Source organism: Robiginitalea aestuariiviva (genome assembly GCF_029537735.1).
GTDB classification, from domain to species: domain Bacteria; phylum Bacteroidota; class Bacteroidia; order Flavobacteriales; family Flavobacteriaceae; genus Robiginitalea; species Robiginitalea aestuariiviva.
Genome location: NZ_JARPUQ010000002.1, coordinates 137,469 through 153,138, shown reverse-complemented (window position 1 = coordinate 153,138; position 15,670 = coordinate 137,469). Strand labels below are relative to the sequence as shown.

Below are 15,670 nucleotides of genomic sequence, written 5' to 3'. Positions count from 1 at the left end.
GAAGTGATTACGCGTGGCGTAAAAGTATGGAATTCCGCACGGATATTTTTATCCTGAAACCGGTAAAAAAAGGGGGTATTTCGGCCCGCTGTATTCCCGCTTCAGCCCCGTGGAGCCCGGCAAAGGGGAAGGGTGCTGCAACGCAGGAGCCCGCCCTGTTTCCCCACCTCGGCATAGGCGATTTCCTCCACGGTCAGCCCCCGGCTGCGAAGCCAGGTATTCAGGCGCGTAAAATTGCGTTCGGACACCACCACTTCCGGGGAAATGGAAAAGACATTGGGAAACATGCGATACATTTCCTCCTGGTCGATCTCGAAGACATTTTCCGGCCCGAAATAGTCCCGCAGCCAGATAAAATCCTCCGGGTTCAGAAAGCTCTCGCGGTGCAGGATGGCCAGGCCCTTGCCTACGGGCTGGAAACAGCAATCCAGGTGCAGGGCGTTGCGGCGTGGGTCTGTATTGGATTTGCGAAGCTCGAAGGCCTTTACCTTGCGGTGCGGAAAATGCTCCTGCAGGTAATCCACGGCAGCCTGGTTGGTGCGTGCCGTAATAAAGTCCGGGTAATCCGGAGCCGTATACGTGCCCACAAAGAGGTATTCCCCCCAGGGCATTACGTCTCCCCCTTCTACATGTACAGCCTCCGGCGGCACCAGGATCTGGTCCGCATCCAGCTGGTCCAGCACATGTACAATGGCCTGGAATTCCCGCTCCCGCTCCGGCAGGATGTTGGCCTCCACCAGCTTGTCGTCAATCACAAAGGCAATGTCCCGCGAGAAGATCTGGTTGCAATCCGCAATAACCTCCGGACGGAACACCCGGACGCCGTGCTTTTGCAAGACCTGGGCAAAACCGTCCATCTCCCGCACCAGGTCCGCCTCCCTGGGGTAGGTTCCCGCCAGGATATGTTCCAGGGATTTGGGGTCATAGGCCTCTTCCGGGAGCGGGGCCGGGCCGCTGCTGCGGGCGGTACCCAATACCACTGCCTTCAGGGGGGAGGTTTCGTCGGTAATATGCAGTTCCACCATAGGTTTATGCCATTAAGGGATACAAAGAAAGGGGCTCCCTGCGGAGTCCCTTTCCCTGTACACCATTCTTGTATTAACGGTTCTCGAGGTCCCGGAAAGGCCTTTGGTTCTCACCAATGTATACCTGCCGCGGGCGCCCGATCGGTTCGCCGCGCAGCCGCATTTCCCGCCATTGGGCGATCCAGCCGGGCAAGCGCCCCAAAGCAAACATCACGGTAAACATCTCCGTGGGGATTCCCAGGGCCCTGTAAATGATGCCGGAATAGAAATCCACGTTCGGGTAAAGCTTGCGCTTTACGAAGTACTCGTCTTCCAGGGCTTCCTTCTCCAGCCCTTTAGCAATTTCCAGCAGGGGGTCCTCAATGCTGAGCTCGCCCAGCACGTTATCCGCAGAGCGCTTGATGATGCGCGCCCGTGGGTCAAAATTCTTGTATACCCGGTGACCGAAGCCCATCAGGCGGAAAGGATCTTCCTTATCCTTGGCCTTGGCCATGTATTTCTTGGTATCCCCGTCGTCGTCCGCAATGGCCTGCAGCATCTCCAGCACCGCCTGGTTGGCACCCCCGTGCAGGGGGCCCCAGAGGGCAGAGATCCCGGCCGAGATGGAAGCGAAGAGCCCGGCATGGGAAGAGCCTACAATCCGCACCGTGGAGGTAGAACAGTTCTGTTCGTGGTCCGCGTGCAGGATCAGCAGTTTATCCAGGGCTTCAATAACCAGGGGGTTCTTCTGGTAGTCCTTATTGGGCCGCTTGAACATCATCTTATGGATGTTTTCCACGTAGCCCAGGCTGTCGTCCCCGTAATCCAGGGGCAAGCCCATCCGCTTGCGGTGCGTCCAGGCTACCAGAACCGGGAATTTGGCCAGCAGCCGTACAATGGCGTGATACATGTCCTTTTCAGAAGTCACGTTCACCGAGGAGGGGTTGAAGGCAATCAGGGAACTGGTCAGGGAAGCGATCACACCCATGGGGTGGGCAGACTTCGGGAACCCATCCAGGATCTTCTTCATCTCCTCATCCACATGGGATTCCGCCTTGATATCGTGGTGGAATTTCTCCAACTGCTCCTTATTGGGCAGCTCCCCGAAAATGAGCAGGTAGGCCACTTCCAGGAAATCCGCCTTTTCTGCGAGCTCCTCTATCGAATAGCCCCGGTACCGCAAGATGCCCTTCTCCCCGTCCAGGAAGGTGATGGCGCTCTCGCAGGAGCCGGTGTTCTTGTAGCCCGGGTCCAGGGTGATCATTCCGCTGGAAGCCCTCAGGGCTTTGATGTCTATGGCCAATTCATTTTCGGTACCCTCAACAACGGGAAAGTCGAAGGTCTTCCCCTTGTATGATAACTGCGCAGTATCTGACATGTATTCCGTCTTAAAAAGTTAGCAAAATCGTGTCCCGTAAAAATACGAAAAACCCCGGGTCTTAACAATTCCGGGGTGGCATTTCTATCCCGATTCCGACGGGGAAAAACCGCGCCTAGCCAGCTGGTGAGAGCCGGTAGAGTTCGGTGTAGTAACGGTCTACGGATTGCGCCCAGGTAAACCGCATTTCCCGGGCCTTTTCCCGCATAGCCTCCCAGCGATCGGGTTCCTGGAAATAAAGCTCCAGGGCCTGGTCGAAAACCGCTTCCAGGCTGCGGAGTTTTTCCGGGTAGGTATCCCCGTCAAAAAGGAAACCGGTTTCCATATGCCGGATGGTATCCTTCAGCCCCCCGGTGGCATGGGCCAGTACCGGGTTCCCGTTGCGCATGGCAAGCATCTGGCTAATGCCGCAGGGTTCAAAGAGGCTGGGCATGAGGTAGAGGTTGGTCTCCAGGTACATGGAGTCGATCACATCCTCGGACTGCCCGTTGGTGAAAATAAAATTGGGGTGTTCAAAACTCATCTGCCGGAACAATTGCTCGTATTCGGGCGCCCCGGTACCCAGCAGCATAAAGATGCCGTTCACGGCCTCCAGGCGTTTCAACATCCGCGCCAGCACCTCCGGGTTATTCTTGAAGAAGTAAAATTTCTGCTCCGTGAGGCGCGCCACGCTGGAACACACAAAATCCGGCGGGTTTTCGGTCAGGGCAAAGACCTTTTCTCCCGTATGGGCCAGGAAATCCGCCTTGTATTTCTTGGATTCTTCCTGCAGCCACCCAAAAATGGCCCGCACCGTATTGGCATACAACCGGCCCGGCTCCGCCGTGCGGATGTTGCCGTAATTGCAACCGTTCAGGATCCCGAAAAGCCGGGCTTCCCGGTGGGCGCGTTTCAGGTCTGCTTCAAGGCCTTCTCCCCCGATAAATTCCGGGGGCGCGCTGGGCTTCATGATATCCTCCATATAGGAAGGGGACACCGTGTGCACTGCATCGGCCAAGCGGATGCCCACTGCCATCAGGTTCATGCAATCCGGGTAACGCGGGTCTGCCACGGCGGCGTAGTCGTACTCCAGTTCCGGGAACCAGTTTTCCAGGGAGGCGTAATTATCCGCCAAAGGGCGGATGCCCTGGATGGCCAGGTTATGGATGCTGTAGACAAACCGGATGGGCTTAAGCCCCTCAAAAGCGGGATGGGCTTCCCGCAGCAAGAGCAGCAGGCTGCTGTGCCAGTCGTGGAGGTGGACCACCTGTAGTTGGCCGAATACCCCCTGCACAATGGCCTGGGCCACCCCGGCACAGAAGATGGCAAACTTGATAAAGTCGGTATAGAAGGGTTCTTCCGGGTCGTTATGGTAAATATGGGCAATGTCCCCGGCCTCAATTTCGGGGTGGTGCAGGGCATAATGCACAATCCCGTCTATGGCCTTTTTCGGGGGCATTTCGTAAAGCTCCAGGGTATACCCCTGCCCGCGCAACCGCACCTCCAGGGTACCCCGATAGTCCCCTTTCGGATGCAGCCGACCATAGGAAGGGACCACCACGTGCACCTGGTCGCCCCGCTGGGCAAGCTGCCGGGGAACGTCCCGGACCACGTCGCCCATCCCCCCGGCCTTACACTGTTCCAGGGCATCGTTTTCGGCGGCTACAAACAAAAAACGGTTCATGTGGTTCTCGGTATTGCATGGGGCGTCCGCGCGCCCCGGATCAAATCAAAAAAGGCCCTGCTGTGCAAGGCCTTTCGTTCGGTTTCAATCTCAGGAGTTGACCTTGAAGGCTGCTGGCCCGGGGTAGTAGGCTACCGACCCCAGTTCTTCCTCAATACGCAACAACTGGTTGTACTTGGCCATCCGGTCGCTTCGGGAAGCGGAGCCGGTCTTGATCTGCCCGGTGTTCAGGGCCACGGCCAGGTCGGCAATGGTATTGTCCTCGGTCTCCCCGCTGCGGTGGGACATCACGGAGGTGTACCCGGCATTTTTGGCCATGTTTACCGCGGCGATGGTCTCGGTCAGGGTACCGATCTGGTTCACCTTGATCAGGATGGAATTGGCAATCCCTTCCTCAATCCCCCGGGAAAGGCGCTCTACGTTGGTTACAAACAGGTCGTCCCCAACCAGCTGTACCTTGCCGCCTACCTTCTCAGTAAGCATCTTCCAGCCTTCCCAGTCGTTTTCGTCCATGCCGTCCTCGATGGAAATAATCGGGTATTTTGCACAAAGCCCGGCCAGGTATTCGGCCTGCTCGGCGGAGGTGCGCACGGCCCCTTTATCGCCTTCAAATTTGGTGTAGTCGTATTTGCCGTCCACATAGAACTCCGCAGCGGCACAGTCCAGGGCGATCATGACCTCATCCCCCATTTTGTACCCGGCTTTTTCAACAGCCTTGGCAATGGTATCCAGGGCGTCTTCCGTCCCGTCCAGGGTAGGCGCAAACCCGCCTTCGTCCCCAACAGCGGTACTCAGGTCGCGGTCGTGCAACACCTTCTTCAGGTTGTGGAAGATTTCGGTACCCATCTGCATGGCATGGGTAAAGCTTTTGGCCTTTACCGGCATCACCATAAATTCCTGAAAGGCGATGGGCGCATCGGAGTGGGAACCCCCGTTAATGATGTTCATCATCGGTACCGGCAGGGTATTGGCGCTTACCCCGCCCACGTAGCGGTACAGGGATTGCCCCAGTTCGTTGGCCGCGGCCTTGGCCACAGCCAGGGATACCCCCAGGATGGCGTTGGCGCCCAGACGGCCCTTGTTCGGGGTTCCGTCCAGTTCAATCATGGCCTGGTCGATTTTGTTCTGGTCAAATACCAGCATGCCGCGGACCTTTTCCGCGATCTCGGTATTGACATTGGCTACCGCCTTGGCGACGCCTTTGCCCATATAGGCCTTGCCGCCATCGCGCAGCTCCACCGCTTCGTGTTCCCCGGTAGAAGCTCCGGAAGGCACTGCGGCCCGGCCCAGTACGCCGTTTTCGGTGAGTACATCCACCTCTACGGTGGGGTTGCCCCGGGAGTCCAGGATTTGTCTGGCATGTACATCGATGATGATACTCATAAAATTCGGTTTATTCGGTTGATTTTCGGTGGGTAAATATACGAAGACTCTGCGCCAAAGCCGCGGGCCTGTGGCCCGCGGCAGCGCTTTGTAACAATATCTTAAACTACTGTGTCTTTTGAGGCGTGCTCCCGGATATTCCGGAAGAAATCGTCAAAGAGGTATTCCGCATCGTGCGGCCCCGGGCTGGCCTCGGGGTGGTACTGTACGGAAAAAACCGGCTTGCCCTTCATTCGGATTCCGGCCACGGTCTGGTCGTTCAGGTGCAGGTGTGTCACCTCCAGTTCCGGGTGGGACTCGGTCTCCTCCCGGTTAATGGCAAACCCGTGGTTCTGGGAGGTAATTTCCCCCTTGCCGGTCAGCAGGTTCTTGACCGGATGGTTGATCCCCCGGTGCCCGTGGTGCATCTTATAGGTAGACACGCCGTTGGCCAGGGCAATGACCTGGTGCCCCAGGCATATCCCAAACAGGGGTTTGCCTTCGGCAATGATCTGCCGGGCTACCTCCACGGCGGATTTCAGCGGCTCCGGGTCTCCGGGGCCATTGGAGATAAAATATCCATCCGGGTTCCACGCTTTCAGGGTTTCAAAAGCCGTGTCGTGAGGGAACACCTGGATGTAGGCGCCCCGTTTGACCAGGTTTCGGAGGATGTTTTTCTTAATCCCGATGTCCAGGGCGGCTATGCGGAATTCTGCTTCGGGGTCGCCCACAAAATACGGCTCGCGGGTAGAAACGCTGGAAGCCAGTTCCAGGCCTTCCATGCTGGGCACTTTGGCCAGTTCGGCCTTCAGGGCGTCTACCTCCTCCACACGGGTGGAGATCACGGCATTCATGGCGCCATTGTCGCGGATATAGCTCACCAGGGCTCGGGTATCCACATCGGAGATTGCAAACAGCTCGCTCTGGTCCAGGAACTCCAGCAGGCTCATGTCCGCATCCGGGCGGCTGTACTCATAGGAAAAATTCTTGCAGATCAGCCCGGCGATCTTCACGCCTTCGGATTCCACCTCGTCCGTATTGGCCCCGTAGTTGCCGATGTGGGCATTGGTGGTCACCATAAGCTGCCCGAAATAGGAGGGGTCAGTGAAAATTTCCTGATACCCGGTCATCCCGGTGTTGAAACACACCTCCCCGAAGGCGGTGCCTTCCCGGTCCCCTACGGACTTACCGTAGAAAATGGTGCCGTCTGCCAATAAAATCAACGCTTTCCGCTTGGCCTGATACTTCATAAATACATCCGATTTTTTGGGTTCAAACAAAATAACATAAAAAAAGGATAGCCACTTAAAGGCTATCCTTCTCTTGTTTACAACTTTTAAAAACCTGTGGTTTACGCTTCGGCGTCATCCGCTTTGGTTTCCTGGGTTACGGTTTCCTCGGCTGCCGGGGCGGCAGCGGCGGCTTCCTCGGCCCCTTTCCCTTTGGAGCGGCGGCTCCGGCGGGTAGATTTCTTCTTGGGCTTACCGGCGTTGTACACTTCGTTGAAATCGACCAGCTCGATCATGGCCATTTCAGCGTTATCCCCAAGCCGGTTCCCCAGCTTGATGATGCGGGTGTATCCCCCCGGGCGGTCTCCCACTTTCTCCGCTACCGCGCCGAACAACTCGGTAACGGCAGCCTTGTTGCGTAGGCTGCTGAACGCGATGCGGCGGTTGTGGGTGCCCTTCTCAACACTTTGGTTGTTCTCGGCCTTGGCCCGGGTGATCAGCGGCTCTACGAACAGCTTCAGCGCCTTGGCTTTGGCAACCGTGGTATTGATGCGTTTATGTTCAATCAGGGAGCAGGCCATGTTCGCCATCATGGAGCGGCGGTGTGCGGTTTTGCGTCCCAGATTATTGATCTTCTTTCCGTGTCTCATGGTTCACTACGTTTGTCGGGGTGGTACCTGCTGGCAGCCCCGGCTTAATCCTTATCCAGTTTATACTTTGACAGGTCCATTCCGAAGCTCAGCCCCTTGTTGATAACCAACTCTTCGAGTTCGGTCAGGGATTTCTTTCCGAAGTTGCGGAATTTCATCAGGTCGTTTTTGTTGAAGGACACCAGGTCTCCCAGGGTATCCACCTCTGCAGCCTTCAGGCAGTTCAGGGCCCGTACGGAGAGGTCCATATCCACCAGCTTGGTTTTAAGCAGCTGGCGCATGTGCAGGGACTCCTCGTCGTAGGTTTCGGTCTGGGCGATCTCGTCTGCCTCCAGGGTAATGCGCTCGTCGGAGAAAAGCATGAAGTGGTGGATCAGCACCTTGGCCGCCTCAGTAAGGGCGTCCTTGGGGCGGATAGAACCGTCCGTGGCGATTTCGAAAACCAGCTTCTCGTAGTCGGTCTTCTGCTCTACCCGATAGTTCTCAATGCTGTACTTCACATTGCGGATGGGGGTAAAGATACTGTCCACGGCAATGGTCCCCAGGGGGGCATTGGCCTTTTTGTTCTCCTCGGCGGGCACATAGCCACGGCCTTTCTCAATGATGATCTCCATATTGATGCTCACCTTGGGATCCATGTTGCAGATCACCAGGTCCGGGTTCAGTACCTGGAAGCCGGAGATGAACTTCTGGAAGTCCCCGGCGGTCAGCTGCTGCTTCCCGCTTACGGAGATGGAGACGGTTTCTTCGTTAACATCGTCAATCTGACGCTTAAACCGAACCTGTTTCAGATTCAGGATGATTTCGGTAACGTCTTCAACAACACCTTCGATCACGGAGAATTCGTGCTCTACCTTATCGATGCGCACCGAAGTGATCGCAAAACCCTCCAAGGAAGCGAGCAACACCCGGCGAAGGGCGTTCCCAACGGTAAGACCATAACCGGGCTCCAGGGGACGGAATTCGAACTTCCCCTCGAAGTCGGTGGAGTCTATCATGATAACTTTGTCGGGCTTCTGAAAATTTAGTAATGCCATAATTCGGATCTGTGATGTTGTTATTTAGAGTAAAGCTCCACAATTAACTGCTCCTTGATATTCTCAGGGATTTGCATCCGCTCAGGAACAGCTACGAAGGCGCCCTCCTTTTTCTCGGAGTTCCAGGTGATCCACTCGTACACATTGCTGTGGGCGGAAAGGGAATCCTCGATGGCCTGGAGGGATTTGGACTTTTCCCGTACTCCAACCACGTCCCCGGCTTTCAGGGAATAGGAAGGGATGTTCACCACGTCTCCGTTAACGGTAATGTGGCGGTGGGAAACCAACTGGCGGGCCGCACGGCGCGAGGGGGCAATGCCCATGCGGTAAACAACGTTGTCCAGGCGGGACTCGCAAAGCTGGAGCAATACCTCACCGGTAACACCCTTGCTGCGGTTGGCCTGGGCAAAAAGGTTGCGGAACTGACGCTCCAGGATGCCATAGGTATACTTGGCTTTCTGCTTTTCCTGCAGCTGGATGGCGTATTCGGATTTCTTCCCGCGGCGACGGTTGTTACCGTGCATCCCGGGAGGGTAGTTTTTCTTCTCAAAGGACTTGTCGTCCCCGAAGATGGGTTCGCCGAATTTACGGGCGATTTTGGTTTTTGGTCCTGTGTATCTAGCCATTTTCTATGAATTAGGAGGTGCGGTTATGAATTAAGGCATATCCTTCGATAACCGTAACGGCAGCACCCCCGGGTGAAAAATCTGTTCGGGTCGATTAAACTCTTCTGCGTTTGGGCGGGCGGCATCCGTTGTGCGGCAGCGGGGTCACATCGATGATCTCGGTAACCTCGATCCCGGCATTGTGGATGGTGCGGATGGCCGACTCGCGGCCGTTACCCGGTCCCTTAACGTAAACCTTAACCTTGCGCAGGCCGGCTTCGTGGGCTACTTTAGAGCATTCCTCGGCGGCCACCTGGGCGGCGTAAGGTGTGTTTTTCTTGGAGCCGCGGAAGCCCATCTTTCCTGCCGAAGACCAGGAGATCACATCCCCTTTCTTGTTGGTCAGGGAGATGATGATGTTGTTGAAGGAGGCGCTGATGTGCGCTTCCCCGGTGGACTCGATCACCACTTTCCGTTTCTTGGTGGTCTTGGCCGCTTTTCCTTTTGAACCTGTTTTTGCCATAATCGTCTATAAAGATATTAGCAGTGAGGCAGGGTTGGATGCCCACCGGATTTCCCCGGAGGCCCCCATCCCGGACCTACTTATTATTTCGTGGCCTTTTTCTTGTTGGCTACGGTTTTACGCTTTCCTTTACGGGTACGGGAGTTGTTCTTGGTCCGTTGTCCGCGCAGGGGCAGCCCGGCACGGTGCCGGATCCCGCGGTAACACCCGATGTCCATCAGTCGCTTGATGTTCAGTTGGGTCTCGGAACGCAGCTCCCCTTCAATGGTGAAAGAAGAAACGGCATCCCGGATGCGGCCGATCTGGTCGTCGGTCCAATCGGAAACCTTGATGTCTTCATCCACCTGGGCCTTCTCCAGGATCTCCTGGGCTCTGCTCTTCCCTACTCCGTAGATGTAGGTCAGGGCAATTACGCCTCGTTTCTGTTTGGGGATGTCTACCCCAGCGATTCTAGCCATAGTTATTAGCCTTGTCTTTGTTTAAATCTCGGATTCTTCTTGTTGATGACATACAAGCGCCCCTTGCGACGGACGATCTTGCATTCCGCACTTCTTTTCTTTATGGAAGCTCTGACTTTCATGATATCCTGTTTCTTAGTATCTGTACGTTATTCTGGCCTTGCTCAGGTCGTATGGGCTCATCTCCAGCTTTACCCGGTCGCCCGGAAGCAATTTGATATAGTGCATGCGCATTTTACCGGAAATGTGCGCGGTTACCACGTGACCGTTCTCCAACTCCACGCGGAACATGGCGTTGGAAAGCGCTTCTATAATGGAACCGTCTTGGGTTATAGGAGCTTGCTTAGCCATATTATGCTACTTTTCTGTTTTTACCGGTTTTCATCAGGCCGTCGTAATGGCGGTTCAACAGGTACGAATTCACCTGTTGTACCGTATCGATGGCTACCCCTACCATAATGAGCAGGGAGGTGCCGCCGTAAAACAACGCCCAGTTGGCCTGGATGTCCATCAGCTTCACTACAATGGCCGGGAAAACAGCCAACACAGCCAGGAAGATGGAACCCGGCAGGGTAATCAGGGACATCACCTTGTCCAGGAAATCAGCAGTTTCCTTACCCGGGCGGATGCCAGGGATAAAGCCACCGCTGCGTTTCAGGTCGTCCGCCATTTTGTTGGTGGGAACGGTGATGGCCGTATAGAAATACGTAAAGACGATAATCAGCAGGGCAAACAGCAGGTTGTATGCCAGCCCGAAGATATCGGAGAACTGGACTTCCATCCACTGGCCTACGGCCGTCTCGTTAAAGGTGCTTCCCAACAGCCCTGGCGCAAACATAATGGCCTGGGCAAAAATGATGGGCATTACCCCGGAGGCGTTAAGCTTCAGGGGCAGGAACTGACGGGAGCCCATTATATTCTTTTCATATCCGCCGGAGGCGGTGCGGCGCGCGTACTGTACAGGCACCTTACGGGTAGCCATTACCAGCAGTACACTGGCCAGGATCACAACAAACCAGAGGATCACTTCCACCAGGATCAGCATAGGCCCTCCGTTCCCGTTCAGGCGGGAAGCCGCTTCCTGGATAAAGGCCTGGGGCAGGGTGGCGATAATCCCGATCATAATCAGCAGGGAAATCCCGTTGCCGATTCCCTTATCGGTAATCTTTTCGCCCAGCCACATGGCAAAGACACACCCGGTTACCAGGATAATCACGGAGGGAACGATAAAGTTCAACCCCTTGCCCAGCAAAAAGGCGCTGTCCGGCACCCCAAGCGCACCCAGGCTGTAAAGGTAGGCCGGGGCCTGCACAATACAGATCAGGATGGTGAGCCAGCGGGTAATCTGGTTTTTGGTCTTACGGCCGCTCTCCCCTTCTTTGTCCAGCTTCTGGAGGTACGGGATGGCAATCCCCATGAGCTGTACCACAATGGAGGCGGAGATATACGGCATAATCCCCAGCGCAAATACGGAGGCGTTGGCAAAGGCCCCTCCGGTAAAGGCGTTGAGGATCCCCAGGATACCCTGTTCGGTATTGGAAGAAAGTTCGGCCAGCTGGGTGGTGTCGATACCCGGCAGCACAATCTGCGCCCCAAAACGGTATACCAGCAGCAACCCAAGGGTCATCAGGATGCGGCTGCGCAGCTCCTCTATCTTCCAGATGTTTGTTATGATCTCAAAAAACTTCTTCATATCGGGGTACGCTTATAAACTTATGGCTTCACCTCCTGCAGCCTCAATGGCGGCTTTGGCAGTAGCCGTAAATTTATGTGCAGTGATCTTCAGGGGGGCTTTCAATTCGCCCCGTCCAAGGATCTTTACCAGGTCGTTCTTGTGTGCCAGGCGCAGGCTAACCAGTTGTTCCACGGTCACCTCCTTGGCAATGGTTCCGTTATCCGCCAACTGCTGCAGGGTGTCCAGGTTGATCCCCCGGTACTCCTTGCGGTTGATGTTGGTGAAACCGAACTTCGGTACCCGGCGCTGAAGCGGCATCTGCCCGCCTTCAAAACCGATCTTCTTGGAATAACCGGAACGGGATTTGGCCCCTTTGTGCCCGCGGGTAGCAGTGCCACCTTTGCCAGAACCCTGACCACGGCCAACGGTTTTGCCAGCCTTATGTACCGAACCTTTTGCAGGTTTTAAATTCCCTAAATCCATCTTCCTTCTTTATTAGGCTTCTGTAGTAGAAACCAGGTGTTTTACTTTTTCGATCATACCCAGGATGTTGGGAGTGGTGTCGTGTTCCACTTCCTGACCGATCCCGCGCAGCCCGAGGGCTTCCAGCGTGCGTTTCTGGTTCTGAGGACGCTTGATGCTGCTCTTTACCTGACGTATTTTGATTTTTGCCATCGTTCTGCTTGCTTATCCGTTGAATACTTTTTCCAGGGAAATGCCGCGCTGACGGGCCACGGTGTTGGCGTCGCGCAATTGCAGCAGGGCGTCAAAGGTGGCCTTCACCACGTTGTGCGGGTTGGAAGAGCCCTGGGACTTGGACAGTACGTCCTGTACCCCTACGGCTTCCAGTACCGCGCGTACGGCACCACCGGCAATCACCCCGGTACCGTGGGAAGCGGGCTGCAGGTATACCCGAGCGCCTCCGTATTTACCCTTTTGCTCGTGCGGGAGCGTACCCTTGTTCAAAGGGATCCGGATCAGGTTCTTCTTGGCGTCTTCCACGGCTTTGGCAATGGCGGTAGCCACTTCCTTGGACTTTCCGAGGCCATGGCCTACCACACCGTTTTCGTCCCCTACCACAACAATGGCAGAGAATCCGAAGGCACGGCCACCCTTGGTTACCTTGGTCACCCGTTGTACACCTACCAGGCGGTCCTTCAGTTCAAGGCCTCCCGGTTTTACGAATTCCACATTCTTGTATTTCCCGTACATAACTTCTATTAAAATTTTAATCCGCCTTCTCTGGCACCGTCTGCCAAAGATTTCACACGTCCGTGATAGAGGTACCCTCCACGGTCGAAAGACACGGCTTCCACGCCGGCCTTCATGGCCCGCTCGGCCAGTTGCTTGCCTACTGCGGCAGCCACCTCGCTCTTGGTGCCTTTTACCTGGAGGTCTTTATCGCGGGAGGACGCGGCCGCCAGGGTTTTCCCGGTGGTGTCGTCGATCACCTGCGCATAGATCTCCTTGTTGCTTCTGAAGACCGAAAGGCGGGGGCGTTGCGGGGTTCCAAAGGAAACCTTGCGGATACGCCTTCTGATTCTGTTTCTTCGCTCAGACTTTGTTAGTCCCATGATTCTTAGGATTATGCTGATTTACCTGCTTTTCTTCTCAATTGCTCGCCCTTGAACTTGATACCCTTGCCTTTGTACGGTTCGGGCTTGCGGAACGAGCGGATCTTGGCAGCTACCTGCCCTACCAGCTGCTTGTCGTGGGACGTGAGCTTAATGGTGGGGTTTTTACCTTTTTCGGAGGTGGTCTCTACTTTTACTTCGGGGGCCAGGTCCAATACGATATTGTGGGAGAACCCGAGTGCAAGGTCCAGTTTCTGCCCCTGGTTGCTGGCGCGGTAACCTACCCCAACCAGTTCCAGTTCCTTGGTCCATCCCTTGGATACGCCTTCGATCATGTTGGCGATCAGTGCGCGGTACAACCCGTGCTTAGCCTTGTGCTCCTTGGAATCCGTGGGGCGCGTTACCTGAACTTCGCCGTCTGCCACCTGGATCTCCACTTCGGAGAATTCCTGGCTCAGCTCACCCAGTTTACCCTTTACCGTTACCATTCCGTCGGCCACTTCTACCGTGGTACCTTCGGGAATTGCAATCGGATTATTACCAATTCTAGACATGCTTCTTTTCTTTAATATCGATTAATACACGTAGCAAAGCACCTCGCCGCCTACGTTTTCCTTTTTGGCCTGCTTGCTGGTCATCACCCCGTGGGAGGTTGAGACAATGGCAATCCCAAGGCCGTTCAGTACGCGGGGAAGGGTATCTACCCCGGTGTACTTCCGCAGTCCCGGTTTGGAAATCCGCTGGATTTTCCGGATTACGGGCTCTTTGGTGGCCGGATCGTATTTCAGGGCGATTTTAATGGAGCCCTGGTTGGACGTCTCCTCGAACTTGTAGCTGAGGATGTACCCCTGGTCGAACAGGATCTTGGTGATCTCCTTCTTCACATTGGAAGCGGGGATCTCTACAACCCGGTGCCCTGCCTTGGAGGCGTTGCGGATTCGGGTCAAATAATCTGAAATCGGATCTGTAAACATCTTTTTCCTGTATTAGAGGTTACCAACTCGCTTTTTTAACGCCGGGGATCAATCCCTGGTTGGCCATCTCGCGGAACATGACCCGGGAAATCCCGAAGGTACGCATGTAACCTTTGGGGCGGCCGGTCAACTTGCAACGGTTGTGCATGCGCACGGGCGAAGCGTTGCGCGGCAGTTTCTGCAGGGCCTCATAGTCCCCTGCTTCCAACAGTGCCTTGCGTTTCGCTGCGTATTTCGCTACCAGTTTAGCCCTTTTCCGCTCGCGGGCTTTCATCGATTCTTTAGCCATACTAGTTCTTTTTAAAGGGTAACCCCAATTCGGTTAACAGTGACTTGGCTTCCTTGTCGGTTTGCGCAGAGGTCACAAAGGTGATATCCATACCGTTGATCCGGTTGATACGGTCAATATTGATCTCCGGGAAGATGATCTGCTCGGTTACCCCGAGGTTGTAATTCCCACGGCCGTCAAACCCGGTAGCGCGGATGCCCTGGAAATCCCGTACACGAGGCAACGCGGTGGTCACCAGGCGATCCAGGAATTCGTACATGCGCTCCCCGCGCAGGGTAACCTTGGCCCCGATGGGCATTCCCTTACGCAGTTTGAAGGTGGAAACGTCCTTCTTGGAGATGGTAGCCACGGCCTTTTGCCCGGCGATCTGGGTAAGTTCGTCCACGGCGTGGTCGATCAGTTTCTTGTCGGCAACCGCCGCCCCGACCCCGCGGCTCAGAACGATCTTCTGGAGCTTGGGCACCTCCATGACGTTCTTGTACCCGAACTCGTCCTGAAGCGCCTTCATCACGCGCTCCTTGTACTCTTTCTTTAATCTTGGTACGTAGGCCATAACTAAATTACTTCATTGGATTTTTTGGAAAACCGCACTTTCTTGCCGTCGCGCACCTCGTACCCTACCCGGGTAGCATCCCCGCTTTTGGGGTCGATCAGCGACAGGTTGGAAATGTGGATCGGAGCTTCCTTCTCCACAATGCCCCCCTGGGGGTTCCGGGCACTGGGCTTCTCGTGCTTGGAAACGGTATTCACCCCTTCCACGATTGCCTTGTTCTTGTCGCGAAGCACTTGAACCACCTTGCCTTCGCTCCCTTTATGGTCGCCGGCAATGACGCGTACCGTATCTCCGGTTTTGATTCTGGTTTTCATCTTCTTGCTTCTTTATAGTACCTCGGGAGCCAAGGAAACGATTTTCATAAATTGTTTTTCGCGCAGTTCCCGCGCTACCGGGCCAAACACACGGGTTCCGCGCATTTCTCCGGCCGGGTTCAGCAAAACGCAGGCGTTGTCGTCAAAACGGATATAGGATCCGTCGGGGCGGCGAACTTCCTTGGTGGTACGAACCACAACAGCGGTGGAAACCGCACCCTTTTTGACGGTACCGTTCGGGGTTGCCTCCTTTACGGTTACTACAATCTTATCCCCGAGAGAGGCATACCTTCTTTTGGTTCCTCCCAACACCCGGATGGTAAGTACTTCCTTAGCCCCGGTGTTGTCGGCTACTTTGAGTCTGGATTCTTGCTGTAACATA

Annotated in this window: 23 protein-coding genes; all 23 read right to left on the bottom strand. The window is 55.3% G+C overall.

Annotated features, from left to right (window positions below; all coding sequences use genetic code 11):
* Positions 1-101 precede the first annotated feature (101 nt).
* The 23 genes from OZ410_RS07375 to rplN all read right to left on the bottom strand — a co-directional run bounded on the left by OZ410_RS07375 (position 102) and on the right by rplN (position 15,669).
* A complete protein-coding gene (locus OZ410_RS07375) occupies positions 102-1,025 on the bottom strand; it encodes a dimethylarginine dimethylaminohydrolase family protein (RefSeq protein WP_277707307.1) in 924 nt (307 codons plus the stop codon).
* Positions 1,026-1,098: 73 nt separating this feature from the next.
* Positions 1,099-2,382, bottom strand: coding sequence for a citrate synthase (locus OZ410_RS07370; protein WP_277707306.1), 1,284 nt, complete (start codon positions 2,380-2,382; stop codon positions 1,099-1,101).
* Positions 2,383-2,497: 115 nt separating this feature from the next.
* Positions 2,498-4,045, bottom strand: a complete 1,548-nt coding sequence (locus OZ410_RS07365) for a glycogen synthase (protein WP_277707305.1) — start codon at positions 4,043-4,045, stop codon at positions 2,498-2,500.
* A gap of 90 nt (positions 4,046-4,135) precedes the next feature.
* A complete protein-coding gene (gene eno / locus OZ410_RS07360) occupies positions 4,136-5,428 on the bottom strand; it encodes a phosphopyruvate hydratase (RefSeq protein WP_277707304.1) in 1,293 nt (430 codons plus the stop codon).
* A 101-nt stretch (positions 5,429-5,529) separates the two neighbouring features.
* Positions 5,530-6,657 carry a glutamine-hydrolyzing carbamoyl-phosphate synthase small subunit gene (gene carA / locus OZ410_RS07355; protein ID WP_277707303.1) on the bottom strand — a complete coding sequence of 376 codons (1,128 nt, stop codon included), beginning with the start codon at positions 6,655-6,657 and terminating at the stop codon, positions 5,530-5,532.
* 101 nt (positions 6,658-6,758) lie between these two features.
* Positions 6,759-7,286, bottom strand: coding sequence for a 50S ribosomal protein L17 (gene rplQ, locus OZ410_RS07350; protein ID WP_277707302.1), 528 nt, complete (start codon positions 7,284-7,286; stop codon positions 6,759-6,761).
* 44 nt (positions 7,287-7,330) lie between these two features.
* On the bottom strand, positions 7,331-8,323 hold the full coding sequence (locus OZ410_RS07345; protein WP_277707301.1) for a DNA-directed RNA polymerase subunit alpha: 993 nt from the start codon (positions 8,321-8,323) through the stop codon (positions 7,331-7,333).
* A gap of 20 nt (positions 8,324-8,343) precedes the next feature.
* The gene (gene rpsD / locus OZ410_RS07340) at positions 8,344-8,949 is read right to left on the bottom strand and encodes a 30S ribosomal protein S4 (protein ID WP_277707299.1); all 606 of its coding nucleotides are present in this window, start codon (positions 8,947-8,949) and stop codon (positions 8,344-8,346) included.
* 94 nt (positions 8,950-9,043) lie between these two features.
* Positions 9,044-9,451 carry a 30S ribosomal protein S11 gene (gene rpsK / locus OZ410_RS07335; protein ID WP_277707298.1) on the bottom strand — a complete coding sequence of 136 codons (408 nt, stop codon included), beginning with the start codon at positions 9,449-9,451 and terminating at the stop codon, positions 9,044-9,046.
* A gap of 83 nt (positions 9,452-9,534) precedes the next feature.
* The gene (rpsM, locus tag OZ410_RS07330; protein ID WP_277707297.1) at positions 9,535-9,909 is read right to left on the bottom strand and encodes a 30S ribosomal protein S13; all 375 of its coding nucleotides are present in this window, start codon (positions 9,907-9,909) and stop codon (positions 9,535-9,537) included.
* A 5-nt stretch (positions 9,910-9,914) separates the two neighbouring features.
* The gene (gene ykgO, locus OZ410_RS07325) at positions 9,915-10,031 is read right to left on the bottom strand and encodes a type B 50S ribosomal protein L36 (RefSeq protein WP_013621733.1); all 117 of its coding nucleotides are present in this window, start codon (positions 10,029-10,031) and stop codon (positions 9,915-9,917) included.
* A 13-nt stretch (positions 10,032-10,044) separates the two neighbouring features.
* Positions 10,045-10,260: a translation initiation factor IF-1 gene (gene infA, locus OZ410_RS07320; protein ID WP_277707294.1), complete on the bottom strand. Its 216-nt coding sequence runs from the start codon at positions 10,258-10,260 to the stop codon at positions 10,045-10,047.
* 1 nt (position 10,261) lies between these two features.
* A complete protein-coding gene (gene secY / locus OZ410_RS07315) occupies positions 10,262-11,602 on the bottom strand; it encodes a preprotein translocase subunit SecY (protein WP_277707293.1) in 1,341 nt (446 codons plus the stop codon).
* A 12-nt stretch (positions 11,603-11,614) separates the two neighbouring features.
* A complete protein-coding gene (rplO, locus tag OZ410_RS07310; protein WP_277707292.1) occupies positions 11,615-12,067 on the bottom strand; it encodes a 50S ribosomal protein L15 in 453 nt (150 codons plus the stop codon).
* A 12-nt stretch (positions 12,068-12,079) separates the two neighbouring features.
* Positions 12,080-12,259 carry a 50S ribosomal protein L30 gene (gene rpmD, locus OZ410_RS07305; protein ID WP_277707291.1) on the bottom strand — a complete coding sequence of 60 codons (180 nt, stop codon included), beginning with the start codon at positions 12,257-12,259 and terminating at the stop codon, positions 12,080-12,082.
* Between the two features lie 12 nt (positions 12,260-12,271).
* Positions 12,272-12,796, bottom strand: a complete 525-nt coding sequence (rpsE, locus tag OZ410_RS07300; protein ID WP_277707290.1) for a 30S ribosomal protein S5 — start codon at positions 12,794-12,796, stop codon at positions 12,272-12,274.
* A gap of 8 nt (positions 12,797-12,804) precedes the next feature.
* Positions 12,805-13,158 (bottom strand): 50S ribosomal protein L18, encoded by a 354-nt coding sequence (gene rplR / locus OZ410_RS07295; RefSeq protein ID WP_277707289.1) that lies wholly within the window; start codon positions 13,156-13,158, stop codon positions 12,805-12,807.
* An 11-nt stretch (positions 13,159-13,169) separates the two neighbouring features.
* A complete protein-coding gene (gene rplF / locus OZ410_RS07290; RefSeq protein ID WP_277707288.1) occupies positions 13,170-13,712 on the bottom strand; it encodes a 50S ribosomal protein L6 in 543 nt (180 codons plus the stop codon).
* A gap of 21 nt (positions 13,713-13,733) precedes the next feature.
* Positions 13,734-14,132, bottom strand: coding sequence for a 30S ribosomal protein S8 (gene rpsH, locus OZ410_RS07285; RefSeq protein WP_277707287.1), 399 nt, complete (start codon positions 14,130-14,132; stop codon positions 13,734-13,736).
* Positions 14,133-14,151: 19 nt separating this feature from the next.
* Positions 14,152-14,421, bottom strand: a complete 270-nt coding sequence (rpsN, locus tag OZ410_RS07280) for a 30S ribosomal protein S14 (RefSeq protein ID WP_277707286.1) — start codon at positions 14,419-14,421, stop codon at positions 14,152-14,154.
* Position 14,422: 1 nt separating this feature from the next.
* Positions 14,423-14,974, bottom strand: coding sequence for a 50S ribosomal protein L5 (gene rplE, locus OZ410_RS07275; protein ID WP_277707285.1), 552 nt, complete (start codon positions 14,972-14,974; stop codon positions 14,423-14,425).
* Between the two features lie 2 nt (positions 14,975-14,976).
* Entirely contained in the window at positions 14,977-15,288 is a 312-nt protein-coding gene (gene rplX / locus OZ410_RS07270; protein ID WP_277707284.1) for a 50S ribosomal protein L24, read from the bottom strand.
* A gap of 12 nt (positions 15,289-15,300) precedes the next feature.
* The gene (gene rplN, locus OZ410_RS07265; RefSeq protein WP_277707283.1) at positions 15,301-15,669 is read right to left on the bottom strand and encodes a 50S ribosomal protein L14; all 369 of its coding nucleotides are present in this window, start codon (positions 15,667-15,669) and stop codon (positions 15,301-15,303) included.
* Position 15,670 lies beyond the last annotated feature (1 nt).

What these genes read in the sequence shown, in the direction of transcription:
- rplO (WP_277707292.1), bottom strand. Translation starts at nt 12,067, where the DNA reads ATGGATTTAGGGAATTTAAAACCTGCAAAAGGTTCGGTACATAAGGCT.
- eno (WP_277707304.1), bottom strand. Translation starts at nt 5,428, where the DNA reads ATGAGTATCATCATCGATGTACATGCCAGACAAATCCTGGACTCCCGG.
- rpsM (WP_277707297.1), bottom strand. Translation starts at nt 9,909, where the DNA reads ATGGCTAGAATCGCTGGGGTAGACATCCCCAAACAGAAACGAGGCGTA.
- ykgO (WP_013621733.1), bottom strand. Translation starts at nt 10,031, where the DNA reads ATGAAAGTCAGAGCTTCCATAAAGAAAAGAAGTGCGGAATGCAAGATC.
- carA (WP_277707303.1), bottom strand. Translation starts at nt 6,657, where the DNA reads ATGAAGTATCAGGCCAAGCGGAAAGCGTTGATTTTATTGGCAGACGGC.
- OZ410_RS07345 (WP_277707301.1), bottom strand. Translation starts at nt 8,323, where the DNA reads ATGGCATTACTAAATTTTCAGAAGCCCGACAAAGTTATCATGATAGAC.
- OZ410_RS07370 (WP_277707306.1), bottom strand. Translation starts at nt 2,382, where the DNA reads ATGTCAGATACTGCGCAGTTATCATACAAGGGGAAGACCTTCGACTTT.
- rpsE (WP_277707290.1), bottom strand. Translation starts at nt 12,796, where the DNA reads ATGTACGGGAAATACAAGAATGTGGAATTCGTAAAACCGGGAGGCCTT.
- rpsN (WP_277707286.1), bottom strand. Translation starts at nt 14,421, where the DNA reads ATGGCTAAAGAATCGATGAAAGCCCGCGAGCGGAAAAGGGCTAAACTG.
- rplX (WP_277707284.1), bottom strand. Translation starts at nt 15,288, where the DNA reads ATGAAAACCAGAATCAAAACCGGAGATACGGTACGCGTCATTGCCGGC.
- rplN (WP_277707283.1), bottom strand. Translation starts at nt 15,669, where the DNA reads ATGTTACAGCAAGAATCCAGACTCAAAGTAGCCGACAACACCGGGGCT.
- rpsD (WP_277707299.1), bottom strand. Translation starts at nt 8,949, where the DNA reads ATGGCTAGATACACAGGACCAAAAACCAAAATCGCCCGTAAATTCGGC.
- infA (WP_277707294.1), bottom strand. Translation starts at nt 10,260, where the DNA reads ATGGCTAAGCAAGCTCCTATAACCCAAGACGGTTCCATTATAGAAGCG.
- OZ410_RS07365 (WP_277707305.1), bottom strand. Translation starts at nt 4,045, where the DNA reads ATGAACCGTTTTTTGTTTGTAGCCGCCGAAAACGATGCCCTGGAACAG.
- secY (WP_277707293.1), bottom strand. Translation starts at nt 11,602, where the DNA reads ATGAAGAAGTTTTTTGAGATCATAACAAACATCTGGAAGATAGAGGAG.
- OZ410_RS07375 (WP_277707307.1), bottom strand. Translation starts at nt 1,025, where the DNA reads ATGGTGGAACTGCATATTACCGACGAAACCTCCCCCCTGAAGGCAGTG.
- rplF (WP_277707288.1), bottom strand. Translation starts at nt 13,712, where the DNA reads ATGTCTAGAATTGGTAATAATCCGATTGCAATTCCCGAAGGTACCACG.
- rpsK (WP_277707298.1), bottom strand. Translation starts at nt 9,451, where the DNA reads ATGGCAAAAACAGGTTCAAAAGGAAAAGCGGCCAAGACCACCAAGAAA.
- rplQ (WP_277707302.1), bottom strand. Translation starts at nt 7,286, where the DNA reads ATGAGACACGGAAAGAAGATCAATAATCTGGGACGCAAAACCGCACAC.
- rpsH (WP_277707287.1), bottom strand. Translation starts at nt 14,132, where the DNA reads ATGTTTACAGATCCGATTTCAGATTATTTGACCCGAATCCGCAACGCC.
- rplR (WP_277707289.1), bottom strand. Translation starts at nt 13,158, where the DNA reads ATGGGACTAACAAAGTCTGAGCGAAGAAACAGAATCAGAAGGCGTATC.
- rplE (WP_277707285.1), bottom strand. Translation starts at nt 14,974, where the DNA reads ATGGCCTACGTACCAAGATTAAAGAAAGAGTACAAGGAGCGCGTGATG.
- rpmD (WP_277707291.1), bottom strand. Translation starts at nt 12,259, where the DNA reads ATGGCAAAAATCAAAATACGTCAGGTAAAGAGCAGCATCAAGCGTCCT.